This is a genomic window from Pseudoduganella rhizocola (genome assembly GCF_045984285.3).
Classification (GTDB): Bacteria; Pseudomonadota; Gammaproteobacteria; order Burkholderiales; family Burkholderiaceae_D; genus Rugamonas.
Genome location: NZ_JBJQIK030000003.1, coordinates 200,010 through 223,572 on the forward strand (window position 1 = coordinate 200,010; position 23,563 = coordinate 223,572).

Genomic DNA, 23,563 nt, shown 5'->3' on the forward strand with positions numbered 1-23,563 from the left:
CCCACACCATGCCCGCACAAGCCGCCAGTTTCGCGCTCTTCCTGTTCTGCTACTACGCCCACGCGGGCACTTTCTCCACCTACGCGCCGCTGTTCTTCGCCGAGAAAGGCATGACGGTCGGCCAGATCGGCACGCTGATGGCGCTGATCCAGGTGATGCGTATCCTGGGCCCGAATGTGTGGGGCTATGTGGCCGACCATTCGGAGCGCCGCGTGTTCGTGCTGCGCCTGACCGGCATCTGCGCGCTGACGGCATTCTCCGGCTTCTTCTTCGGCTCCACCTTGGCCCACATGTTTGCAGCCATGGTGCTGCTGAACCTTTTCACCAGCGCGCAGGGGCCGATCTGCGAGGCGCTGATGATGTCCGAAATGCGCGGCAACCTCACGCATTACGGGCGCATCCGCATGTGGGGCTCCATCGGCTTCATCCTGACGGTAACGTGCGCCTCCTTCATTCTCGACCGGCATGGGGCGCTGGCCTTGCCCTGGGCGGCCGGCGCGCTGCTGCTATGCGTGCTGCTGGCGGCATTGCGCCTGCGCGAAGTGCCGCGCATCGAGCACAAAGGGCCGCCGCCGGTGCTGATGCAGGTGCTGCGCAAGCGTGAGGTGCAGGCCTTCTTCCTCTCCACCGCCTTCATGGTGGCGGCCCATATGGCGCTGTATACCTTCTATTCGCTGTACCTGGAACAGCATGGCTACAGCAAGAAGGTGATCGGCGCCATGTGGTCGCTGGGAGTGGCGGCCGAGGTGCTGCTGTTCTATTTTCAGGGCAACCTGATGCGGCGCTGGGGCGCGCAGCGCATGATGTATGTGGCGCTCGGCATAGGTGTGGTGCGCTTTGCCATGATTGGCGCGCTGGCCGATTCGCTGCTCTGGCTCGTTGTAGCGCAGGTTCTGCACGCCGCCACTTTCGCGCTGCACCATTCCACCGCGGTCACCACGATGCAGCGCTGGTTCGCGGGTTCGCTGCAGGCGCGCGGCCAGGCGCTGTATATCAGCCTGTCATTCGGCCTTGGCGGCTCGCTGGGCAGCCTGTTCCTCACGCAATGCTGGGAAAACATGGGGCCGGCCTCGGTCTACTACGTGGCGTCGGCGATGGTGGCCGCCAGTGCGCTGGCAGCGGTGCTCAGCTTCCGCTTCCAGCGCCTGGACGCAGCGTAATCAGGCCACGCGGGTGGTGTTGAAGACTTCGAGCTGGTGGCGGCGTTCGACGGCTTTCACCACCAGCGCACGCATATCGTTCAGCAGGCCGAACTCCGTCTGGCTCAGCTGAATGGGCGGGAACGATTCGTCCCAGTCGCCGTAGATGAAGCCCGCCGGCTGGCCGTTGGCCGACAGCGGCAGGATCACGAAGCTGCGCGCGGTGGCCAGCGTGCTTTTCCACCATTGCGGCAGCTTGGAGGCAAACTTGGCGTCGCGCGCGTTCTCGATGAAGATCACGCGGTCGCTGTTCAGCGCAGCATGGAAGACGTTCGGCTCGTAGATATCGTCGAACGCCATGGCGGACATGAACTCCTTCACGGAATCGCCGAAGCACATCTTGGCCGCATAGCGGCCGTCGCGGCGGTTGCGCACGAAGGCGACGGCGCGCGAGAAGTCCAGCGCCTTGTAGACGATTTCCAGCGCCACGGACACCATCTGGCCAGGGCTCGCCGTGTCCACCATATCGCGCATATCGGCCAGGCCGCGCAGCAGGATCTTGTTGCCCGCGGCGCGCTGCCGCGTTTTCGCCAGCGCACGGGCGCGGCGTTCGGCAGGGCGGGACAGGGGAGCGATGGACAGGTCGGCCGCTGCCGCAGCGCGCGCATGGCCGATCGCCGTATGCATTTTTTCCGGCGCCACGCCCACCATGGACGAATAGCGTTCCGCCAGCCGCGCCACTTCGGCGGCGCCGGCTTCGTCGTCATTCCACAGCGAGGAAGCGCACAGGCGCGACAGCGTGGACACGCCCGCAATCCAGTCCGCATGCGATACCTCGGCGCCAGCCGGCGGCGGTTCCAGCGTGCGCATGCCGGACAGCAGGTTTTGCGGCAGTCCCCAGTGCTCGGCGGTGGTGCGGCCAATCTCTTCCAGCGAAAGCCCCAGCAGCTCGGGAGCGGCGAGATCTTCCTTGCCCGAACCGGCGCGCTGCTGCATGCGCGCCCACACTTCGGGCATGTAGAACGTCACCATCATGCGGCCCAGCGTATGCAGCATGGAGCAGACCACCGCTTCCTCGGCGTGGCGGCTTTCGGCGCTGGTGGCCACTTCGCGCGCCACCATACCGGCCAGCACGGCCTTTTCCATTTCGATGTGGGCCAGGGTGCTGTCCGGCGATGCCACCGACAGCTCCTCGATCAGCTTCAGGCCCAGCGCCAGGTGGCCGATGGCCTCCGTGCCGAGCACCAGCACGGCCTTGGTAACGGTGTTGACGTGCTGGCCGAAGGCCGAATACATGCTGCTGTTGGCAAGCCGCAGCACCTTCTGCGTGAGGACGGGGTCGGACAGCACGGTCTCGGTCATGCTGAATTCACTGTCGTCCTCACCGCGCATCGCGCCGAGAATCGAGGTAATGGCCTTGGCGAAAGCAGGCATGTCGCCGCGGCTGCGGGTGCGTTCCCACAGCAGGGCGATGGTTTGCTCGCCGAGCGGATGTCGGGATTCTGAAGGCATGTTCATTGTGCTACCTGGCGCAGTTCTTCCGGCATCAGGCTGGCATATGTGCTGTCGCGCAGGGCGGCGACGGCGACATTGGCGGCCATGGGCTTGCCGGTCAGGTATCCCTGAATGTATTGGCAGCCGCGCTCCTTGATGTAGTGCAGCTGGTCTTCGTTCTCAACGCCTTCGGCCACCACGGACAGGTCAAGGTGCTTGGCCAGGTCCAGTACGGCATTGCAGATCGCAGCATCCTTCTGGGACGCAGGCAGGTCGCGGATAAAGACGCGGTCGATTTTGAGAACGGAAATGGGGAATCGTTTGAGATAGGCCAGCGAGGAATAGCCGGTGCCGAAGTCGTCGATGGCGATACGCGCCTTGCGCTCGGCCATGCGGCCCAGGATCTCTTCCGCATGCACCGGGTCGATCATCAGTGTGCCCTCGGTGATTTCCAGCACCAGCTGTTCGCCGGACAGGCCGGAGAGCGCGATCGCCTCATCCAGCACTTCGAGGAATTTGTCGCTGCGGAACTGGCGCGGGCTGATATTCACCGAGATATAGAGCGGACGCTTGGCGGTTTCCTGGAACTGCTTGAGCTGCACGCAGGCCGACTTCAGGGCCCAGGCGCCCAGCAGGTTGATCAGGCCATTGGTCTCGGCGATCGGGATGAAGCGCGCCGGCGGCACCATGCCGAGGGTAGGGTGCTTCCACCGCATCAGGGTCTCGAAGCCTTCGATCTCGCGCGAACGCGCATCCACGATGGGCTGGTAATAGAGCATGAACTCGCCCTCGCGCACGGCCGAGAACATGGCCGCTTCCAGCGAGATATCGTGTTCCGGCGGGCCGTTGTCGCGCGGGCTGTACACCACGCTGCGCGCCTTGCCGGTCTGCTTGGCGCGCGACATGGCGGCATCCGCCATCGCCACCAGGCGGATCTCATCTTCCGCGTGTTCGGGGTAAACCGACACGCCGACCGAGGCGCCGATATAGATGGTGTGGCCTTCCACTTCAAACGGCGACTGCAGGGTAGCCAGCAGGCGCCCCGTTACCAGCTTGATCTGCGCGTCATTGAAGGTGCCGGGCAGGATGGCCACGAATTCGTCGCCGCCCACGCGGGCCAGGGTATCCGAGTCGCGCAGCGTCTTGCGCAGGCGGGCGGAGGCCATGCGCAGCACGGCGTCGCCTACCGGATGGCCAAGGCCGTCGTTCACTTTCTTGAAGCTGTCCAGGCCTATCGTGGCAACGGAAAAGCCCTGGCCGGAACGCCGGGCCTGGGCGATGGTCATGCGCAGGCGGTCGGACAGCAGCAGGCGGTTGGGGAGTTCGGTGAGAGCGTCGTGCGTGGCCATATGGCGCAGGCGCTCCTCGGTGGCGTGCTGCATGGTCATGTCGCGCCCGACCACCAGCAGCTCGCGCACGCCTGCCGTGTTGGCATAGGCGGAAACGCGCAATTCGAACCATACTTCCAGTTCGCCGCAGCGCAGGCGCGCTTCCACGCGGCTGACCGGCTGCACCTGCATCACATCGGCCAGCGCGCTTTTGAGGGCCATCTGGTCCAGTTCGGACACGAATACGACCAGCGGCTGCCCCTGCATTTCATGCGCATGGCCGACAATGGCTGCGCTGCGCCGGCTTGCGAACAGGATCTGGCCCGCCATATTGAGGCGGAACACCACATCGCCGGCCTCTTCGAGCAAACTGTCGAATTCGGGCCGGGGATCGTTCGCAGGGATGGTGGAGCTAGGCTGCATCACGAATAAAAAGGTCTTTCAGAGTATTTCAACTGGTAAAGCAGAAACAAATGTATCACCGAACTGACATTTATTACATGAAAAAAGACAATTAAAGGCCAACTTAACGCAAAAAAGGCTGTTGGCGTGCGGCAATTATGCAAAATGGGTGAGGAAAATGTCGCATCTTGATGATTTATTGGGCAATATTGCCGGTACCGGAGACATGCGGAGGGACCATGAACCAGTTCGATACGCACCACGTTTTTAATCAGGCGGCAGCCTTCGAAAATGTTAATTTGTTTGAGGCCGACCTTCCTTTGCAGGAAGCCCTGGCCAGGGAAGGCGGGCGCGGCCATATTCCCGAGCTGGCCGAACTGGGACGGCGGCTGGGGCGGGCCGAAACCCTGGCGTTGGCTCAGCAGGCCAACGCCAATGGCCCGGTGCTGCGCAACTTCGACCGCCAGGGGCGCCGCATCGACGAAATCGACTTCCACCCCAGCTGGCACGCGCTGATGATGCTGCTGATCAGTTCGGGCGCCCATTCGGCGCCGTGGACCCGCCCCGGCCCCGGAGCGCAGGTGGCGCGGGCGGCCGCCTACCTGCTGTTCGGGCAGGTGGAGAACGGCTCCCAGTGCCCGGTCACGATGACCTATGCCAGCGTGCCAGCCTTGCGCCAGTCGCCGGCGCTGGCTGCGCGCTGGCTGCCCAAGATCCTGTCCACCGAGTACGACCCGCGCCCGCTGCCCATCGACCAGAAGCGCGGCGCCCTGATCGGCATGGGCATGACGGAGAAGCAGGGCGGCTCCGACGTGCGCTCGAACACCACGCGGGCCGAGCCCGTGCCGCCGGCCGAAGCGCAGCGCGTGTTCGGCGCCCACAGCCTGGATGTATACCGCCTGGTGGGCCACAAATGGTTCTTTTCGGCGCCGCAGAGCGACGCCCACCTGGTGCTGGCGCAAACCGACGATGAGGGCAGCGCCGGCCTGTCCTGCTTCCTTGTGCCGCGCTTCCTGGATGACGGCAGCCACAATGCAGTGCGCGTGCAGCGCCTGAAGGACAAACTGGGCAACCGCTCCAATGCCTCTTCGGAAGTGGAGTTCACCGGCGCTTACGGCTGGCTGCTCGGCAAACCGGGGCGCGGCATTCCTACCATCCTTGAAATGGGCAGCCACACGCGGCTGGACTGCGTGCTCGGCAGCGCCGGCGCCATGCGCGCCGCGCTCACCCATGCGCTGCATCATGCGCGCCAGCGCAGCGCCTTCGGCAAGGCGCTGGCCGAACAGCCGCTGATGCAGAACGTGCTGGCCGACCTGGCGCTGGAATCCGAGGCGGCTACCGCCTTCGCGCTGCGCCTGGCGCGCTGTTTCGACCATCCGGCAGATGCGGCCGAGACAGCGCTGGGCCGCATGCTCACGCCCGCAGGCAAATACTGGATCTGCAAGCGCGGTCCCGCCTTTGGCGCGGAAGCGATGGAAGTCATCGGCGGCAGCGGCTATGTGGAGGAAAGCCCGCTGGCCCGCCTGTACCGCGAGCTGCCGGTGAATTCGATCTGGGAGGGCTCGGGCAATGTGATGTGCCTGGACCTGCTGCGCGCTTTCGGCCGTTCGCCCGCCGCCGCCGATGCGCTGGAAGCCGAACTGCAGCTGGCCGGCGGGGACAATGCCGACTACCTGCGTTTCACCGGCGCCTTGCTGGCCCAGCTGCGTTCGCAGGCCATCGACGAATACGGCGCGCGCCTGCTGGCGGAACGCATCGTGCTGGCGGTGCAGGCAGGCCTGCTGCTGCGCCATGCGCCGGCCGCCGTCAGCGGCGCCTTCATCGCCTCGCGCATTGCGCGCGAGCCTGGCGGCGCCTTCGGCCGGCTGCCGGCCGGCGTGGACTGCGCAGCCATTCTGGCGCGGGCCCTGCCAGTGGACAGCCCGCGCACTTGACTGGGATAATGCGGCATACAAACGCCAGAACATCACCTCATATGAAACAAGATCCGCGCTTCCCGAACCTGTTTATCACCGACCACCCGCTGATTCAGCACAAGCTGAGCCACATGCGCGACAAGTCCACGTCCACCCGCACCTTCCGCGAGCTGCTGAAGGAAATCACGCTGCTGATGGGCTATGAAATCACCCGCGACCTGCCGCTCACCACGCGCGAGATCGAAACCCCGCTGCAAACCATCGCCGCGCCGGTGATCGCCGGTAAAAAACTGGCCGTGGTGCCTATCCTGCGCGCCGGCATCGGCATGAGCGACGGCCTGCTGAACCTGGTGCCCTCGGCCCGCGTCGGCCATATCGGCGTGTTCCGCGACCCGGAAACCCACCAGCCGGTGGAATACCTGGTGCGCCTGCCGGACCTGGTGGACCGCACCTTCATCCTGTGCGACCCGATGGTTGCCACCGGCAACTCGGCGGTGCACGCGGTGGACGTGCTGAAAAACCGCGGCGTGAGCGACGAGCAGATTATCTTCCTGGCCCTGGTGGCAGCGCCGGAAGGGATCGAAGTGTTCCAGAAGTCGCACCCGAACGTAAAAATCTATTGCGCCTCGCTGGATTCCCACCTCAACGACCACGCCTACATCATGCCGGGCCTCGGCGATGCAGGGGACCGCATCTTCGGCACCAAATAAGCATGGCCACGCCTGCCGACCCGTCCTTCCGCGAACGCCTGCTGGCCCTGGCCCACAAGTACGCCGCCGCCTTGCCGGAACGGCTGGACGCGGTAGAGCAGGGACTGGAAGGCTGTCTTAGTGGCAATCCAACAACTGCGCAGCTGGAAGTCCTGCACCATGCGCTGCACACCATTGCAGGCTCGGCCGGTTCCTTCGGTTTCCGCCTGCTGGGCGAGCAGGCGCGCCGCCTGGAGCAGGATGTGCGGGCCATGCTGGAGCAGGGCGCGCCGTGGGGAAATGCCGAGGCCGGCATCCGGGAATTCCTGGCCTGGGCCCGTCGCGATCCCCAATCTGCAACATACCCCGCGCACGATTGATAATTATCAAACGTAGTCAAGCGATATTGTCTATAGTTACATTCATGCCAAGCACATTTGGGTGAAAAAAACACTCCCCTGTCGCGAACGCAGCGTGAAATTGCCGAGATTTTGCGGAAAGTTCAGTTAAAACGTACTTTTCCTGCGGGGTCCGGTATAATACGGGATCGTTTAGTTTCAATGTAGTGCAGTTGGATTGCCATCGCATACTTGGGTTAAACGATATCACGGGCGCAAGCTCATTTAACTGTAATAGGAATTGTAATGGCAACTGGTATCGTAAAATGGTTCAATGATTCGAAGGGTTTTGGTTTCATCACCCCTGACGAAGGCGGCGAAGATCTGTTCGCGCACTTCTCGGCGATTCAAACCCAAGGCTTCAAATCGCTGCAAGAGAACCAGCGAGTGTCTTTCGAAGTGACCGCCGGCCCGAAAGGCAAGCAGGCTTCGAACATTCAACCTCTGTAAGACGCTGAATTAAACGACGCAAAAATCCTCGGTTCCCGGGGATTTTTTTTTGCCTGTCAGTTTTGGTTCAGCCTTTTTTCCAGTATTCGGGCTGCGCATAAGTCCGGCGCAGAAAGTCCACGAAAGCGCGTATGCGCAAGGGCAAATGGCGGCGCTGCGCGAACACTGCATACAGGTCGTTGCCCGGCGCCGAATACTGGTCGAGCACCGTGCGCAGGCGGCCTGCTTCGATATCGCCGCCCACTTCCCACATCGAGCGCCACGCCAGTCCTTTGCCGGCCAGCACCCAGTCATGCAGCACGGCGCCATCGTTGCAGCTCATATTTCCCGTCACCTTCAGCGTCACGCTCTTGCCGCCGTCCTGGAAGGTCCAGCCGCGCTGGCTGCCTTCGCTGCTGATGGCCATGCAGTTGTGCTGCGCCAGGTCGTCCAGCGTCTTTGGCGCGCCATGGCGCTTGAGGTAGGCGGGCGTGCCCACCACCACGCGGTGGTTGTCCGCCAGCTTTACGCTCACCAGATTAGAATCGGACAGGCTGGCAATGCGGATCGCCACGTCCACGCCTTCCCCGATCAGGTCCACCACGCGGTCGTTCAGGTGCAGCGTTACCGTGACCTCGCGGTGCTCGGCGAGGAAGGAGGGGATCAGCGGCGCCACATGCTGGCGGCCGAAACCGGCCGGCGCCGAAATCATCAGGTGGCCGGTGGCGCGCGCACTGCGCTCGGCCACTGCGGCCTCGGCCGATTCCAGCTCGGCCAGGATGCGCTGGCAGTCTTCGAGGAAGGCTGTGCCTTCGTCCGTCAGCGCCAGCTTGCGCGTGGTCCGCTGCAGCAGCTTGACGCCCAGCCGCTGTTCCAGCGCATCCAGGCGGCGGCCGATGACAGCGGGGGCAATGCCCTCGGCACGGGCCGCAGCGGAGAGGCTGCCGCGGGCGACGACCTCGACAAAGGTGGAGAGCTGGCGGAATTGGTCCATGGGTCACTTATGACAAAAACGCACAGATGAAGTGATTATTTGTCTCGTTTAGCTAAGTATTAAGTCAATATACTGGAAAACATTACACAACACCATCACTTGGAGATCGTCCCATGAGCACCCTCACTCTGCCTGCCGGCATGGAAATCAAGGCTGATATCAAACCCGGTTACGAAACGGTCCTCACGCCGGAAGCGCTCGCGCTGGTGGCGAAGCTGACGCGCGCCTTCGAGCCGCGCCGCCAGGAACTGCTGGCCGCACGCGCTGCCCGCGCCAAACGGCTGGACGCGGGCGAACGCCCGGACTTCCTCGCCGAAACCGCCCATATCCGCGCAGGCGACTGGAAAATTGCGCCGATCCCGAAAGCGCTGGAATGCCGCCGTGTGGAAATCACCGGCCCGGTGGAGCGCAAGATGGTGATCAACGCCCTGAACTCGGGCGCCGACAGCTATATGACGGACTTCGAGGACTCGAACACTCCGAACTGGGATAACCAGATCAGCGGCCAGGTCAACATGATGGACGCGGTGCGCAAGACAATCTCGCTGGAGCAGAACGGCAAGTCCTACAAGCTGAACGACAAGGTCGCCACGCTGGTGGTGCGCCCGCGCGGCTGGCACCTCGATGAAAAGCACGTGCTGGTGGATGGCAAGCGCATCTCCGGCGGCATCTTCGACTTCGCCCTGTTCATGTTCCACAACGCGAAAGAGCAGCTGGCGCGCGGCGCCGGTCCATACTTCTACCTGCCGAAAATGGAATCGCACCTCGAAGCGCGGCTGTGGAACGACATCTTCGTGATGACGCAGAACGAACTGGGCCTGCCGCAAGGCACCATCAAGGCCACCGTCCTGATCGAAACCATTCTCGCCGCTTTCGAGATGGACGAAATCCTCTACGAGCTGCGCGAGCACAGCGCGGGCCTGAACGCCGGCCGCTGGGACTATATCTTCAGCTGCATCAAGAAGTTCAAGCTGGACAAGGACTTCTGCCTGGCCGACCGCGCCAAAGTCACCATGACCTCGCCCTTCATGCGCGCCTATGCGCTGCTGCTGCTGAAGACCTGCCACAAGCGCAACGCGCCGGCGATTGGCGGCATGTCGGCGCTGATTCCGATCAAGAACGATCCGGAGAAGAACGACGTGGCCATGGGCGGCGTGCGCAACGACAAGGCGCGCGATGCGGGCGACGGCTACGACGGCGGCTGGGTGGCGCACCCGGGCCTGGTGGAGCTGGCGATGGGCGAGTTCAAAAAGGTGCTGGGCGATGCGCCGAACCAGATCTCCAAACAGCGTCCGGATGTGGAAGTGACGGCGGCCGAGCTGCTGAACTTCCAGCCTGAAACGCCGATCACGGAAGCAGGCCTGCGCTACAACATCAACGTGGGCATCCATTACCTGGGCAGCTGGCTGGGCGGCAATGGCTGCGTGCCTATCCATAACCTGATGGAAGATGCAGCGACGGCGGAGATCAGCCGCTCGCAGGTGTGGCAGTGGATCCGCTCCAGCAAGGGCCAGCTGGAAGACGGCCGCAAGGTGACAGCCGATATGGTGCGCGCCATGATTCCGGAAGAACTGGCGAAGGTGAAAACGGCGGCGCCGGACGGCGGCAGCCCGGCCTACGAGCGCGCAGCGCAGATCTTCGAACAGATGTCGACGTCCGAAAACTTCGCCGAATTCCTCACGCTGCCGCTGTACGAGGAAATCTGATCCGGCTTACGCCTTCCGCTGCGCCAGCGGAGGGCGCGCCAGGAAGTCCTGCAGGCGGGCCTCGTCGATGCGATGGCCCGCAATGCGGCGCAGCAGCGAATCGATGCGGTCCGCACCCCAGAACAGCTCCCCCTGGTAGACAAAACTCGGCACCCCGAACAGGCCTGCGGCAATGGCCTGTTCGGTGGCCGCATTCAGTGCCTGCTTGATCTCAGGCTGCGCGGCCGCCTGCAGCAGCGCCTCCCCATCCAGATCGCATTGCAGCGCGATCTCGCGCATCACGTCCGGATTCGATACATCCAGTCCCTTTTCCCAGGTGGCCTCCGCCACCGCTACCGCAAAGCGGATGCGCGCCTCGCGCTGAGGAATCGCAATCGCCATGCGCAGCACCAGCAGGGGGTTGAAGGGGTGGCCGGGCGGTCCCACGAAGTTCAGTCCCTGCGCATCGGCCAGCCGCATCACATCACGGAAGGTGAGTTCGCGCTTGGCCGGCACCTCGGCCGGCCCCACCAGTCCATGCGCATTCAGCATCGCGGCGAACAGTACCGGCTGCATCACCACCTGCACACCGGCCGCCTCGATGCGCGGAATCTGCTTCGTGGCCAGCCAGAAGAAAGGGCTGATGGGGTCGAAGTAGAACGTCAGCTGCTCCATGCAATCTCCTTCAGAAAGTGTTTTTCCATTCCCGCAGTGCGGTGAACACGGCCACCGGCCTGCGGTCGCTTCCCAGCCTGCCCGCAGCATCCAGCTGCGCCGCAATCTCCGCCTGATCGCCGCGCAGGAAAGGATTGGTGGCCCGTTCCAGGCCGATGGTGCTTGGAATGGTAGGCTCGCCGCGGGCCCGCTTCGCCGTGGCATCGGCTATCCTGTCCTGCAGCGCTGCATTGCCAGGCTCCACGGCCGCCGCGAAGCGCAGGTTGGACATCGTGTATTCATGGGCGCAGAACACCCGGGTATCGTCCGGCAGCGCGGCCAGCTTGACCAGCGAGTCGAACATCTGCGCCGGCGTGCCTTCGAACAGGCGCCCGCAGCCCGCGCCGAACAGGGTGTCGCCGCAGAACAGCCATGGCTCCCGGCCTTCGCGCACGTAGGCGATGTGGCCGCGCGTGTGGCCCGGCACATCGAGCACGGAGAGCCTGAGGTCCAGTCCCGGCACCTGCACGGTATCGTCCTGGCCCAGCGGCACGGTGACGGCCGCGATGCCGTCGTGGCGCGGCCCGAACACCGGCACGTCATGGCGGCGCAAAAGCTCGTCCACGCCGCCAATGTGGTCAGCATGGTGGTGGGTGAGTAGAATGGCGGTAAGGGACAGGCCGTGCTCGTCCAGCGCCGCCAGGATCGGCTGAGCGTCACCGGGATCGACCACGGCGGCATGGCTGCCATCGTGAATGAGCCACAGGTAATTATCTTTGAACGCAGGAACGGTGAGTACAGCTGCAGGAGTGCTCATTGGCTTGAAAGGGTCGCATGGATAGCGCAACATCCGAAAAATCCATTATAGCGCTGGAAAGCTGGCTGCAAACGCCGGCAGGCGCCTACGTGCGCGCCTGGGAGCAGCGCTGCCTGGACGAGCTCACGGCGGATATTTTCGGCTTCAACGCGGTGCAGATCGGCACCCCGATGATCAACGCACTGGCCGCCAACCGCATGCCGCACCAGCTGCTGGCCGATACCCGCCTGCGTCCCGAGGGTGCGGGCGGGGAGGGCATGCGCCGCGTGGATGTGACCTTCGACTGCAGCGAGCTGCCGTTTGCCAGCAATAGCCTGGACCTGATCGTGCTGCCCCATGTGCTCGAATTCTCGGCCGAGCCGCACCAGGTGCTGCGCGAAGTGGAGCGGGTGCTGATTCCGGAAGGGCAGCTGATCGTGTGCGGCTTCAATCCCGCCAGCCTGTGGGGGCTGCGCCAGGTGACGGGCCGCATTACGCGCTCCCACTATCTGCCGGAAGCAGGCGAATTCATCTCTATGCCGCGTATCAAAGACTGGTTAAAATTGCTGAATATGGGCGTGAGCAACAGCCACTTCGGCTGCTACGCACCAGCCTGCCGCACCGAGCGCTGGCTGGCCCGCTACGCCTTCATGGACCGTGCCGGAGCGCGCTACTGGCCGTATTTCGGCGCCGTGTATATGGTGCAGGCCATCAAGCGCGTCAAAGGCATGCGCCTGATCGGCCCCGCGTGGAGCAAGAAGGCCGCCAAATCACCGGTCGCCGTCCCGGCGACCAACAAGCACAAAGAACAGGGTAATGGATAAAGTAGAGATTTTCACCGATGGCGCCTGCAAGGGAAATCCCGGCGTCGGCGGCTGGGGCGCCTGGCTCAAGGCAGGCGACAACGAGAAAGAGCTGTTCGGCGGCGAGCTGAATACCACCAACAACCGCATGGAGCTGCTGGCGGTGATCGAATCGCTGAACGCGCTGAAGCGCCCCTGCGAAGTGATCCTGCATACGGACAGCCAGTACGTCCAGAAGGGCATCAGCGAATGGATCCACGGCTGGAAAGCGCGGGGCTGGAAGACCTCGACAAAGGAGCCGGTAAAAAACGCCGACCTGTGGCAGGCGCTCGACCAGGCTCAATCCGTCCACAAGGTGGACTGGCGCTGGGTGCGCGGCCACAACGGCCACCCTGGCAACGAACGCGCCGACATGCTGGCCAACAAAGGCGTCGAACTGGTCCGCAGCAAACGCTGATTTGTTATACTGCCCAACCGTTTTCAGGCTGAACTCCCATGCGTCAAATCGTTCTCGATACCGAAACCACCGGCATTAATCCCAAGCTGGGCAACCGAATCATTGAAATCGGCTGCGTCGAACTGCACAACCGCATGCTGACGGGGAATAACTTCCACCGCTATATCAATCCGGAGCGCGATTCGGAAGAGGGCGCGCTGGCGGTGCACGGCCTGACCACTGAATTCCTGCGCGATAAGCCGCGCTTCCACGAGGTGGTGGAAGAGCTGCGCGAATATATTCGTGATGCGGAAGTCATCATCCACAACGCGCCCTTCGACCTCGGCTTCCTCAATCATGAGTTCAGGATGCTGAACCTGCCGGCTTTCGATGACCATATCAGCGGCGTGATCGATACGCTGGTCCACGCCAAGGAGCTCCATCCGGGCAAGCGCAACTCGCTGGACGCGCTGTGCGACCGTTACGGCATCTCCAACGCGCACCGCAAGCTGCACGGCGCATTGCTGGACGCGGAGCTGCTGGCGGACGTGTACCTGGCCATGACGCGCGGCCAGAACAGCCTGGGCATGGACATCGAGGAGGAAGTAGCGGTTGGCGGCGTTGAGCTGGCGCAGGTGGCGCTGGCCGACATCCTCGTGGTGCGCGCTTCGGACGCAGAACTGGCCGCGCACGAGGATCTGTTGAACGGCCTGGATAAGGCAGTAAAAGGAACTTGCATCTGGCGCACTCCAGCCGCTTGACGTTCTTCAAGGCAGCATCTATAATGCTGCTTCTTCGGGAGGTTAGCTCAGGGGTAGAGCACTGCATTCACACTGCAGGGGTCGCAAGTTCGAAACTTGCACTTCCCACCAGAATTCCAGAGTGGTTGCAATCACTCGCTACGAAAGCCGATCTGCTTGCAGGTCGGCTTTTTTTCATTGCGCGTAACTTATCCATTGACGAGGTGTTGATTTGAAAAAGCTGCTTTCCTGTTCCGCCCTGGCCCTGGCAACGGCAATTGCAATGTCCGCCTGCAAGCGCGCGGACCCGCCGGCGCCAGCTGCGTCCGAAACGGCGCCGGCCCTCGCGCTTCAAAAGATCGATACTGTGGTTGGTACGGGCAAGGAGGCAACGTCCGGTTCCACTGCCGTCGTCAATTACACGGGCTGGCTGTATGAGCCGAAGGCCGAGGCGCAGCATGGCGCGCAGTTCGATTCGTCGGCCGGGCGTTCTCCGTTCAGCTTCCAGGTCGATGGCGGCCAGGTCATCAAAGGCTGGGACATCGGGGTGCAGGGCATGAAAGTGGGCGGAAAGCGCACGATTATTGTGCCGGCCGAGATGGGCTATGGCGCCAACGGCATCGGCCCGATTCCTCCGAACGCAAACCTGATCTTCGACATTGAGCTGCTGGACGTTCAATAAACGCCGAAGCGCAACGCGGTTGCGGCACTGATGCCATAATTGCGGCTCCAATCTTCGCTGGAGCGGCAATGACGTCGGAGCTTTTTCCCGGATTTCGAAACCTGCGGGTGGAAACCGAAGCAGGTGTGCATGTCAATGCGGTGACAGGGGGCGGCGGGCCGCCATTGCTGCTGCTTCACGGCCATCCCCAGACCCATGTCATCTGGCATAAGGTTGCGCCGGCGCTGGCCCGCCACTTCACGCTGGTGGTCTGCGACCTGCGCGGCTACGGCGATTCTTCGAAACCGGCAGGCGCCGGCGATCATGCCAACTACAGCAAGCGCACCATGGCGCTCGATGTGCTGAAGGTGATGCAGTCGCTGGGTTTTCAGCGTTTCCGCGTGCTGGCGCACGACCGTGGCGCCCGCGTGGCGCACCGGCTGGCGGCCGATCATCCGGATGCGGTGGAGCGCCTCGCGCTGCTCGATATCGCACCCACGCTGGCAATGTACAGCCAGACCTCGGAGGCTTTTGCGCGGGCCTACTGGCACTGGTTCTTCCTGATCCAGCGCGCGCCGATGCCGGAACGGCTGATCGAGGCTGATCCAGCAGCCTATGTGCGCGATGTGATGGGCGGCCGCAGCGCGGGGCTGGCGCCCTTCGATCCGCGTGCACTGGCCGAATACCAGCGCTGCCTGGCGCTGCCGGGCGCTGCGCACGGCATCTGCGAGGATTACCGCGCCGCCGCCAGCATCGACCTGGAACACGACCGCGCCGACATCGAGGCCGGCAGGCGGCTGTCCATGCCGCTGCTCGTGCTGTGGGGCGAGCAAGGCGTGGTGCATCGCTGCTTCGAGCCGCTGAAGGAGTGGCGTCGTGTGGCCGACAATGTCGATGGCGGCACGCTGCCTTGCGGGCACTACGTGCCGGAGGAGGCGCCCGCTGAACTGCTGGCCCGTGTGTTGCCGTTCTTTTCCTGAGATCCTCTACAAGCGCTGACCGTCGAGGGGCTTGGGCAGCGAAGAAGCCGATACGCCGCGCAGGTCGGTGGCAATCACATACCATGCGCCCGGTTCCAGGCCTGACAGGTCGATCCGGTAGCGCTTGCCGCCGATCACCTTGATGCGCTCTGCGGCGAGCTGCGTCCACCGGCGTTGCGGCCATGGCGTACCGGCGGGTGCATGGAACAGTGCGAGCTCGCGCACGCCGGCCTCGGCCTCCACCTGCACCTCCGCGAACTGCGGTGCGAGCTTCACCGTATCCACGTGGGGAAGCGGTACGCCGATGCCTTTCAGCGCATGTTCGAAGAAGGTGACTTCCTGCGCCGTCCAGTTCCTGCCGTCCGGTGGCGGGCCGCCTGCATAGCCGCCGGCATCGTGATCGGCGTTCGGCCCGAACACGATGCCTTTGGGCGCCTGGATGTTTTCGTAGCTGCGCACCAGCGAGGGCAGGTAGAACGCCCGGTCGTTGCTCGCTCCCGCGATAAAGAAGCGTGCGCTGATGCGTGGCAGGTAGTGCTCCGCCCCCAGCGCCGACTGCCAGCGGCTGCGCTCAGCGTCGCTCAGGCTGGCGAGGTTGGTGGCGAACACCGTGTCTTCAAAAAATCCGGCGCCCCAGACCGCGTAGGCGGCGCGGATGTCCTCACCCAGCAAGCCGGCGAGGACGGTCGTCATATAGCTGCCCCAGGAGGCACCAATGATGCCGATACGCTTCGCATCCACATTGTCCATTTGCTGGAGCAGGCGAATTGCGCCGGCGCCTGCCGCCAGCGACTGGAAGACCGTGCTGTGCGCCAGCGAGGGGCTGACCGTCCAGCGGTCGGCGCCGTACGGGCGCTGCTTCCACAGGCCGCCGGAACGGGGTGCAAGATCAGGATTGGCGATGCCGGGCAGGTCGGGCGATATGGCCACATAGCCCTTGCGCGCCCATTCCTCGGCGATGGCAGCCTGAGCGGCGGCGCGGCCCGGGTGCAGCACCAGCAGCGCGGGGTGCGGGCCCGCATGCCTTGGGGCCGCGAGCACCGCGTAAACTTCATTCGGCACGCCGCCAACCTCGGTCGAGCGGAACACGATGTGGCGAACCGTAATGCCGTCCGAAGCCGCCGGTTCGGAATGCAGGATCTGCGGCGCGGGCATGCGGGCCACGTCCTGCAAGGTGACGTCCTGTGCGGATGCGAGGGCATGTGCAAGCGCCATCAAGGCAAAAAGTAGCGGCTTCATTGGCGTACTCCGGGTTGGGTGGCGGGAGGATAGCATGCCGTCCGAGTATGGTAGAGTGCTGACCGCCAGCTCCGTCAGCACAAAGCGATAGTCAATGAAGAAAGAAACTGCAGTACAAAGGGTTGAACCCAGCCTGTTCGATGAGGAATATATGGCGCCCGCACCGGCGCCGGCAGCGGCACCGGCCTTTGATCCTGAACCCACGTTCGCGGCTGAGCCGCCCGCAGCACCGGTAGCGGACAGCGTGCCCGAAGCGCCGGCGCCTGTTGATGCTGAGGCCCCGCGCCGCGCGCTGAAGCCTGTGCTGCTTGGCGGCGCCGCAGTGGTGATCGCGGGCCTGATCGGGGCGATTGCCTGGATCGGCAGTACGGCCGGCCAGCATCCCAAAAAAGCCGAACCCGCATTGACGGCGCCGGAGGGCATGTCCGCCAAGGCTTTGCCGCCACCGGATTTCTCGCATCCGCCTGCGCCCGAACACGTGCCGTCGGCCATTCCGCTGCCGCCGCACACCGATGGCGGCACGCCGGAGACTCCTGCTGCCGCACCCGAAGCGGCAGCGGCCCAGGGGGCAACTGTGCCGCCGGCCGCGCTGGCAGGCGCTGCCGCATTGGCCACCGGAGCCGCCGTCGCCGCACAGCCGGATAAAGCGCCCGCCGCTCCGCGCTCCGTAGCGCAGGCCGCAGAGGCGCCCGTGCGTGCAGTGCCAGTAGTGCGCGACGAGGTCCGCGTTGCGCGCCGCGCCAAGGCAGCGGCGGCGAAGACAGCCACCGCAAAGACAGCAGCGGCGAAGACGGCCACCGCCAAGGCCACCGCCGCAAAGCGTTCCGCCAAAGCCGCTGCCGCCAAAAAGACGGCCAAGGCTGCGGTTTCCTCCAGGAGCAAGGCTGCCGCGGCGAAGACCGTGCGCAAAGCCGTACCGGTCCGCTGCACCGCCCCCAACAAGGCCAGCGCCGCCTGCCGTGCGAAATCGCAAAAGGCGAGCAAAGCGTAGCGACACAATTTCCGCAAATTCGTTAATCTGCTGCTGTGTACGATTTTAGCGACAGATCATGGACGAACCGCAGCAGCCGCCCGCAGCACCCCGCGCCCACGAAGACCAGGAGCACAGCGGCGGGATCAGCCGTGGCAAGACGATTGCCCTGTGGGCAGGTGTCGCCGCGCTGCTGCTCGCTTTACTGGGATCGCTGATGATCGTGCTGAAAAGCCTGCAGGCTGACCGCACGCTGGCGCAGATCAGCAAATCCGCCAACACTGCTGTGATACAGGCTTCCGCGCCGCCGGCCGTCTTGCCGCTGCCGGCGCCGGTGCCGCCGCCAGCCTTGGCGCCGCAAGGGCAGCCAAGCTCTCATTCTCCCGCACCTGCCGTGCCGCCCGCATCGCGTCCGGTCCGGGTGGAAAAAACGCAGCCGGCGCCTGCCAAGCCGGCGCGCCGCACGGAGGCGCCGGCGCAGGCGAAAGCCGTGCGCGAGCCCAGGATGACGCGCGCAAGCGTGGAGCGCCGCCTGGCGCAGTGCAAGGAATATGCAGGAGAGGCCGCTGCGGCCTGCTTCCGCAGAGCCTGCAGCAGCTACGCGAAACGCGCGCCGATCTGTATTAACGACGAGCCGGCCGCCCGCCGCTGAGCCTTCGCCGCTTACAGGAAGCGGTCCAGAATCTTCTTGCTGTGCTTATCCAGTTCATACTGGTTGCGGATCAGGAAGTTGATGCCATGGCTGTCCGAGACGAGCAGGGCATCGGCGCCGATCCGGCGGATGTCCTCCTCGCCGCGCAGCACGAAGTCGGTTTCGCCCCGGTCGGTGGCCACGGTCCAGGTGCAGGGCGTGGCGAAGCTGGTGACGTTGATGATGCGGCTGATTTCGGGCATGAACTCCCGGCCGCTCAGTTCATCGCGCACCAGCGCGGCAGCATCGGCGGGCAGTTCGTTCAGGCTGTCCAGCCATGCCACTTCCTTGCCATCGCTGTTCATCAGCGACAGGCCTTCATCGGGCGCCTGGATCGGGAAGGCGCGCACCGGCGTCACGTGTTCATGTACCACGCCTTGCGCGTCGGTGAGGTTGAGGCGGCCGAAGGCGTCGCGCTCCAGCCGGAAATTAATTGTCGTCATGGCGTTCCTTCGGTGCGTCGTCCAGGTCGGTGTCGACGTTGCGGGCCTGGGCCTGGTACAGGCGGTAATAGGCGCCCTGTTTTTCCATCAGCTCTTCGTGCGGGCCTTCTTCCACCACCTTGCCGCGGTCCATCACCACCAGGCGGTTGGCGCGCTGCAGCGTGGACAGGCGGTGCGCGATGGCGATGGTAGTGCGGCCGGCTACCAGGTTGTCCAGCGCTTTCTGGATTTCCTTTTCGGTCTCGGAGTCCACCGATGCCGTGGCTTCATCGAGAATCAGGATGCGCGGATCGATCAGCAGCGCGCGGGCAATCGAAATGCGCTGGCGTTCGCCGCCGGACAGGCCCTGGCCACGTTCGCCGACCATCGAGTCGTAACCCTGCGGCAGGCGCAGGATGAAATCGTGCGCGTGCGCGGCGCGGGCAGCGGCCATGATTTCGGCGCGTGTGGCGTTCGGCTTGCCGTAAGCGATGTTCTCGGCGATGGTGCCGAAGAACAGGAAGGGTTCCTGCAGCACCAGGCCGATGTTGCGGCGGTAATCGGACACGGCGAACGAACGGATGTCGGTGCCATCGAGCAGGATCGCGCCTTCCGCCACGTCATAGAAGCGGCAGATCAGGTTCACCAGCGTGGATTTGCCGGAGCCGCTGTGGCCCACCAGGCCGATCATCTCGCCCGCCTTGATATCGAGGTTGACGCCGCGGTTGACGGCGCGGTTCCCGTAGCGGAAGCCCACTTCGCGCAGCGTGATATTGCCTTCCACCCTGTTGACCTTGACCGGATTCGCGGGTTCCGGGACGCTGGAAACGTGGTCCAGGATATCGAAGATGCGCTTCGCCGCCGACGCCGATTTCTGCGTTACGGACACGATGCGGCTCATGGAATCCAGGCGGCTGTAGAAGCGAGCGGAGTAGGTGAGGAAAGCCGTCAGCACGCCGAGCGTGATGCTGGCCTTGGACACCAGGTAAATGCCGAACACATAGATCACCAGCAGGCCGATCTCGGTCAGGAAGGACACGGTGGGCGAGAACAGAGACCACACCTTGTTCAACTTGTCGTTCACGGCCAGGTTGTGCTTGTTGGCGATGCGGAAGCGGTTCGCTTCGCGTGCCTCCTGTGCGAAGGCCTTCACCACGCGGATGCCGGGAATCGTATCGGCCAGCACATTGGTCACTTCGCCCCACACGCGGTCGATTTTCTCGAAGCCGGTGCGCAGCTTGTCGCGCACCAGGTGGATCAGCCAGGCGATGAAAGGCAGCGGCACCAGCGTGACGATGGCCAGCCACGGGTTAATGGTGAACATGATCACGCCGGTCATGGCGATCAGCAGGCAGTCGGAGGCGAAGTCCAGCAGGTGCAGCGACAGGAACACGCAGATGCGGTCGCTTTCGCTGCCGATGCGCGACATCAGGTCGCCGGTGCGCTTGCCGCCGAAGTATTCGAGCGAGAGGCGCAGCAGGTGTTCATAGGTAGCCGTGCGCAGGTCGGCGCCGATGCGCTCGGACACCAGCGCCAGCACATAGGTCTTGCCCCAGCCCAGCACCCAGGCCAGGATGGCGGAAGCGAGCAGGCCGCTCATGTACAGCACCACCAGGCCGGTGTCCACCGGCTTGCCGTTCTGGTAAGGCACCAGCACATTGTCCGTCAGCGGAATGCTGAGGTAGGGCGGAATCAGGTGGGCGCCGGTGGACAGCAGCATCAGCGTGAAGCCCAGCAGCAGCTGCCAGCGATAGGGATGGGCAAAACGCCACAGGCGGAACAGGGTCCAGGTGGTGGGCGGCGTGTACTCGACCTTGGCGCAGATCGGGCATTCTTCCTCGTCCGGCTCCAGCGGGGCCTTGCAGGTCGGGCAGGCGTGTTCTTCTTCCTTCTCCACCGGCTTGCCGGTCAGGTGGCTTTCCACCAGCGGCGCGAACTGCTCGCTGAGGCGGATCGCCTGCAGGTTCTGTCCCAGCGTGAAGCGCCAGCAGTCGAGGCGGCGGTGGGCATCGAACAGCTCCAGGTGGCCCACGCCGGCATGGTCGTGCAGCTTGAGCGACATGCCTTCCTGATAAGGCCACTGTTTCCACTGCGACTCACCCGGACCGCGTGCCATAATGCGCCGCTCGGTCAGCAGGATGAAGCCTTTAGCGAAGTGCAGTTTCGCGTCGAGGTCAACCTCTATTGCGCCGAGCACGTTTTCCCCTGAGGCCAGCTGTGTCTGCACATCGGAGCGCCATTTTTCGGGCAGCTCGGTGCGGATCGGTTCAGGGGAAAGATCAGTTGTTGTCATTATGGAACAGACTCCGGTGCGGTCTTTGCCAAGTGGCAAGAAACATGAAACAGTGGGAAAATATAGGGTACGGCCTTAAAAAGCGGAACGCTAACACGATAAGGATGGCGAAGAAGGAAGCTGCTATTTACTGTATTCTTCAGCTATCAACTTTGACGATTTACGAAGAGGAAGGCCCAGCTTTTTGCGGAAGTATAAGCGCAAAAGGTATCAGAGCAAAAACATGACAAAGAAGAAAGACATTGAAGTGCTCCGCGTGACGCACCTGCGTGGGCCAAATATCTGGACTTATCGGCCGGTGATCGAAGCCTGGCTCGATATCGGCGAGCTGGAAAACTTCCCTTCGAACAAACTTCCTGGCCTGTACGAACGGCTGACGGCCATGCTGCCCAATCTGGTTGAGCACCGCTGCGGCGTGGGCGAGGTCGGCGGCTTCCTGGAGCGCCTGCGCGACGGCACCTATGCCGGCCATATCCTCGAACACGTGGTGCTGGAGCTGCAGAACCTGGCAGGCATGCGCACCGGTTTCGGCAAGACGCGCCAGACGGCCGAAGGCAGCGGCATTTACAAAATGGCATTCCGCACGCGCCAGGAGCAGGTGGGCCGCGCCGCGCTGGCTGCCGGCCGCGAACTGCTGATGGCCGCCATCGAAGACCGGCCGTTCGACCTGGACGCTGCCGTGGCGCAGCTGACCGATATGGTGGAGTCGCTCTGCCTCGGCCCCAGCACGGCCAATATCGTGGATGCCGCGACCGACCGCAAGATTCCCCATACCCGCCTGACCGACGGCAACCTGGTGCAACTGGGCCATGGCGCGCGCCAGCGCCGCATCTGGACCGCGGAAACCGACCATACGAGCGCCATTGCCGAAGGCATTGCGAGCGACAAGGACATGACCAAGGACCTGCTGGCTGCCGTTGGCGTGCCGGTGCCCGAGGGCGTGCTGGTGCGCAGCGCGGACGAAGCATGGGAAGAAGCGCAGGACATCGGCCTGCCGGTTGCCGTGAAGCCGTATGACGGCAACCATGGCCGCGGCGTGTCGCTGAACCTGGGCACCGAAGCCGACGTGAAGGCCGCCTACCACATCGCCGTGCAGCGCGGTGGCAGCGAGAGCGTGATCGTGGAACGCTTCATCGTGGGCGACGAACACCGCCTGCTGGTGGTCGGCCGCAAGGTGGTGGCCGCCTCCAAAGGCGAATCGCTGTGGGTGACCGGCGACGGCAAGCAGAGCGTGCAGGAACTGGTCGATACCCAGATCAACACCGATCCGCGCCGCGGCACCACCGAAGAATTCCCGCTCAATATCGTAGAGCCGCGCAAGTCCACCGAAGTGCAGCTGGACCTGCAGCGCCAGGGCCTGACGCCGGACTCCGTGCCGGAAGCGGGGCGCCGTGTGCTGATCCAGCTGAACGGGAATGTGGCCAACGACGTGACCGACCTGGTGCATCCGGAAGTGGCCGAGATGGCCGCGCTGGCTGCGCGCACCGTAGGCCTGGACATTGCGGGCATCGACCTCGTGGTGCAGGATGTCTCGAAGCCCTTGCAGGAGCAGGGCGGCGCCGTGATCGAAGTGAACGCAAGCCCCGGCCTGCTGGCGCACCTGAAGCCTGCGGAAGGCGGCATTGCACGTCCTGTCGGCGCGGCGATTGTGGACCAGCTGTTTGCCGAAGGCGAAGACGGCCGTATTCCAATCGTCGGCGTGTCCGGCACCCGCCACACGGCGCTGATCGCGCGTATCACCGCGTGGCTGCTGCAGGTCAGCGGCCGTTATGTCGGCATGGCCAATGAAGAAGGCGTCCACCTGAACGGCCGCAAGGTGCCGCGCGGGCCGCTGAGCGAATGGGAATCCGGCCAGCGCCTGCTGCTGAACAAGAACGTGGAAGCCGCCGTTTTTGCCAACGGCAACCGCATGGTGCTGACCGAAGGTTATGCCTACGACAAGTGCCTGGTAGGCGTCGTCACCGACGCGCAGGGCCACGGCGAGCTGGGCGAGTTCTACATCAGCGAACAAGAACAGATGTTCAACGTGCTGCGCACGCAGGTGGACGTGGTGCTGCCGGAAGGCGCGGCCGTGCTCAATGCATCGGATGCGCAGGTGGCTGAAATGGCCGGATTGTGCGACGGTTCCGTGATCTTCTACGGCACCGATGAACACGTGCCGGCGATTGCCGCCCAGCTGCAGGACGGCCAGCGCGCTGTATTCCTGCGCGCCGACGGCTACGTGATGGCTGATGGCGCCGATGTGGTGGCAACGCTGCCGCTGAATTGTCTGCCGGAGAGCGAGTCCGGCTGCACCGAGGCCGTGCTGGCCGCCATTGGCACCGGCTGGGCGCTCGGCCTGCAGCCGGACCTGATCGGCGCCGCACTGCGCACGTTCGAGTGGAACACCAAGAATAACTAATCG

At 64.0% G+C, this 23,563-nt stretch carries 22 protein-coding genes and 1 tRNA gene; 15 read left to right on the forward strand and 8 right to left on the reverse strand.

Translation table 11 applies throughout. The features are described 5' to 3' along the window. Positions 1-8: 8 nt before the first annotated feature. Complete coding sequence (locus tag ACJRPG_RS08145; RefSeq protein WP_407999565.1) at positions 9-1,160, forward strand: MFS transporter; 1,152 nt, start codon at positions 9-11, stop codon at positions 1,158-1,160. Here the strand turns inward: ACJRPG_RS08145 and ACJRPG_RS08150 are convergent, their stop codons facing one another. Then, positions 1,161-2,657, reverse strand: coding sequence for an HDOD domain-containing protein (locus tag ACJRPG_RS08150; RefSeq protein WP_407999566.1), 1,497 nt, complete (start codon positions 2,655-2,657; stop codon positions 1,161-1,163). After that, positions 2,654-4,384, reverse strand: a complete 1,731-nt coding sequence (locus ACJRPG_RS08155) for a putative bifunctional diguanylate cyclase/phosphodiesterase (protein WP_407999989.1) — start codon at positions 4,382-4,384, stop codon at positions 2,654-2,656. The genes ACJRPG_RS08150 and ACJRPG_RS08155 overlap by 4 nt, the downstream gene beginning before the upstream one ends. A gap of 218 nt (positions 4,385-4,602) precedes the next feature. Between ACJRPG_RS08155 and ACJRPG_RS08160 the strand changes: the two genes are divergently transcribed. The 4 genes from ACJRPG_RS08160 (at position 4,603) to ACJRPG_RS08175 (ending at position 7,816) form a co-directional block, all read left to right on the forward strand. Beyond that, positions 4,603-6,297, forward strand: coding sequence for an isovaleryl-CoA dehydrogenase (locus ACJRPG_RS08160; RefSeq protein ID WP_407999567.1), 1,695 nt, complete (start codon positions 4,603-4,605; stop codon positions 6,295-6,297). Between the two features lie 41 nt (positions 6,298-6,338). Beyond that, positions 6,339-6,989 (forward strand): uracil phosphoribosyltransferase, encoded by a 651-nt coding sequence (gene upp, locus ACJRPG_RS08165; protein ID WP_407999568.1) that lies wholly within the window; start codon positions 6,339-6,341, stop codon positions 6,987-6,989. Positions 6,990-6,991: 2 nt separating this feature from the next. Further along, a complete protein-coding gene (locus tag ACJRPG_RS08170) occupies positions 6,992-7,348 on the forward strand; it encodes an Hpt domain-containing protein (protein ID WP_407999569.1) in 357 nt (118 codons plus the stop codon). 264 nt (positions 7,349-7,612) lie between these two features. Continuing rightward, positions 7,613-7,816, forward strand: coding sequence for a cold-shock protein (locus ACJRPG_RS08175; RefSeq protein ID WP_231769333.1), 204 nt, complete (start codon positions 7,613-7,615; stop codon positions 7,814-7,816). A gap of 67 nt (positions 7,817-7,883) precedes the next feature. On the opposite strand, the gene ACJRPG_RS08180 is transcribed toward ACJRPG_RS08175, so the two are convergent. Beyond that, complete coding sequence (locus tag ACJRPG_RS08180) at positions 7,884-8,789, reverse strand: LysR family transcriptional regulator (RefSeq protein WP_407999570.1); 906 nt, start codon at positions 8,787-8,789, stop codon at positions 7,884-7,886. 113 nt (positions 8,790-8,902) lie between these two features. Between ACJRPG_RS08180 and aceB the strand changes: the two genes are divergently transcribed. Then, entirely contained in the window at positions 8,903-10,495 is a 1,593-nt protein-coding gene (gene aceB / locus ACJRPG_RS08185) for a malate synthase A (protein ID WP_407999571.1), read from the forward strand. A gap of 6 nt (positions 10,496-10,501) precedes the next feature. Here aceB and ACJRPG_RS08190 read toward each other — a convergent pair whose 3' ends face one another. Together ACJRPG_RS08190 and gloB are read right to left on the reverse strand one after the other, a co-directional pair. Next, entirely contained in the window at positions 10,502-11,149 is a 648-nt protein-coding gene (locus ACJRPG_RS08190) for a 2-hydroxychromene-2-carboxylate isomerase (protein ID WP_407999572.1), read from the reverse strand. A gap of 10 nt (positions 11,150-11,159) precedes the next feature. Next, positions 11,160-11,945 carry a hydroxyacylglutathione hydrolase gene (gene gloB, locus ACJRPG_RS08195; protein ID WP_407999573.1) on the reverse strand — a complete coding sequence of 262 codons (786 nt, stop codon included), beginning with the start codon at positions 11,943-11,945 and terminating at the stop codon, positions 11,160-11,162. Between the two features lie 17 nt (positions 11,946-11,962). Here gloB and ACJRPG_RS08200 point away from each other — a divergent pair, with 17 nt between their 5' ends. The 6 genes from ACJRPG_RS08200 to ACJRPG_RS08225 all read left to right on the forward strand — a co-directional run bounded on the left by ACJRPG_RS08200 (position 11,963) and on the right by ACJRPG_RS08225 (position 15,544). Further along, entirely contained in the window at positions 11,963-12,748 is a 786-nt protein-coding gene (locus tag ACJRPG_RS08200; protein ID WP_407999574.1) for a class I SAM-dependent methyltransferase, read from the forward strand. Then, the gene (rnhA, locus tag ACJRPG_RS08205; protein WP_407999575.1) at positions 12,741-13,184 is read left to right on the forward strand and encodes a ribonuclease HI; all 444 of its coding nucleotides are present in this window, start codon (positions 12,741-12,743) and stop codon (positions 13,182-13,184) included. Before ACJRPG_RS08200 ends, rnhA begins: the two co-directional genes overlap by 8 nt. A 38-nt stretch (positions 13,185-13,222) precedes the next feature. Next, a complete protein-coding gene (gene dnaQ / locus ACJRPG_RS08210; protein ID WP_407999576.1) occupies positions 13,223-13,924 on the forward strand; it encodes a DNA polymerase III subunit epsilon in 702 nt (233 codons plus the stop codon). A gap of 36 nt (positions 13,925-13,960) precedes the next feature. Then, positions 13,961-14,035: transfer RNA gene (locus ACJRPG_RS08215), tRNA-Val, on the forward strand. Positions 14,036-14,186: 151 nt separating this feature from the next. Then, positions 14,187-14,585 carry an FKBP-type peptidyl-prolyl cis-trans isomerase gene (locus ACJRPG_RS08220; RefSeq protein ID WP_407999577.1) on the forward strand — a complete coding sequence of 133 codons (399 nt, stop codon included), beginning with the start codon at positions 14,187-14,189 and terminating at the stop codon, positions 14,583-14,585. 68 nt (positions 14,586-14,653) lie between these two features. Next, positions 14,654-15,544: an alpha/beta fold hydrolase gene (locus ACJRPG_RS08225; protein ID WP_407999578.1), complete on the forward strand. Its 891-nt coding sequence runs from the start codon at positions 14,654-14,656 to the stop codon at positions 15,542-15,544. 6 nt (positions 15,545-15,550) lie between these two features. Here the strand turns inward: ACJRPG_RS08225 and ACJRPG_RS08230 are convergent, their stop codons facing one another. Then, positions 15,551-16,783 (reverse strand): alpha/beta hydrolase family protein, encoded by a 1,233-nt coding sequence (locus tag ACJRPG_RS08230; RefSeq protein ID WP_407999579.1) that lies wholly within the window; start codon positions 16,781-16,783, stop codon positions 15,551-15,553. Between the two features lie 94 nt (positions 16,784-16,877). On the opposite strand from ACJRPG_RS08230, the gene ACJRPG_RS08235 reads away from it, so the two are divergent. Together ACJRPG_RS08235 and ACJRPG_RS08240 are read left to right on the forward strand one after the other, a co-directional pair. Continuing rightward, complete coding sequence (locus ACJRPG_RS08235) at positions 16,878-17,774, forward strand: hypothetical protein (RefSeq protein WP_407999580.1); 897 nt, start codon at positions 16,878-16,880, stop codon at positions 17,772-17,774. A 58-nt stretch (positions 17,775-17,832) separates the two neighbouring features. Further along, entirely contained in the window at positions 17,833-18,405 is a 573-nt protein-coding gene (locus ACJRPG_RS08240; protein ID WP_407999581.1) for a hypothetical protein, read from the forward strand. A gap of 11 nt (positions 18,406-18,416) precedes the next feature. Here ACJRPG_RS08240 and ACJRPG_RS08245 read toward each other — a convergent pair whose 3' ends face one another. Continuing rightward, positions 18,417-18,887 carry a cyanophycin metabolism-associated DUF1854 family protein gene (locus tag ACJRPG_RS08245; protein WP_407999582.1) on the reverse strand — a complete coding sequence of 157 codons (471 nt, stop codon included), beginning with the start codon at positions 18,885-18,887 and terminating at the stop codon, positions 18,417-18,419. Further along, a complete protein-coding gene (locus ACJRPG_RS08250; RefSeq protein ID WP_407999583.1) occupies positions 18,874-21,159 on the reverse strand; it encodes a cyanophycin metabolism-associated ABC transporter in 2,286 nt (761 codons plus the stop codon). The genes ACJRPG_RS08245 and ACJRPG_RS08250 overlap by 14 nt, the downstream gene beginning before the upstream one ends. Positions 21,160-21,382: 223 nt before the next feature. On the opposite strand from ACJRPG_RS08250, the gene ACJRPG_RS08255 reads away from it, so the two are divergent. Beyond that, on the forward strand, positions 21,383-23,560 hold the full coding sequence (locus ACJRPG_RS08255; protein ID WP_407999584.1) for a cyanophycin synthetase: 2,178 nt from the start codon (positions 21,383-21,385) through the stop codon (positions 23,558-23,560). The last annotated feature ends 3 nt before the right edge of the window (positions 23,561-23,563 follow it).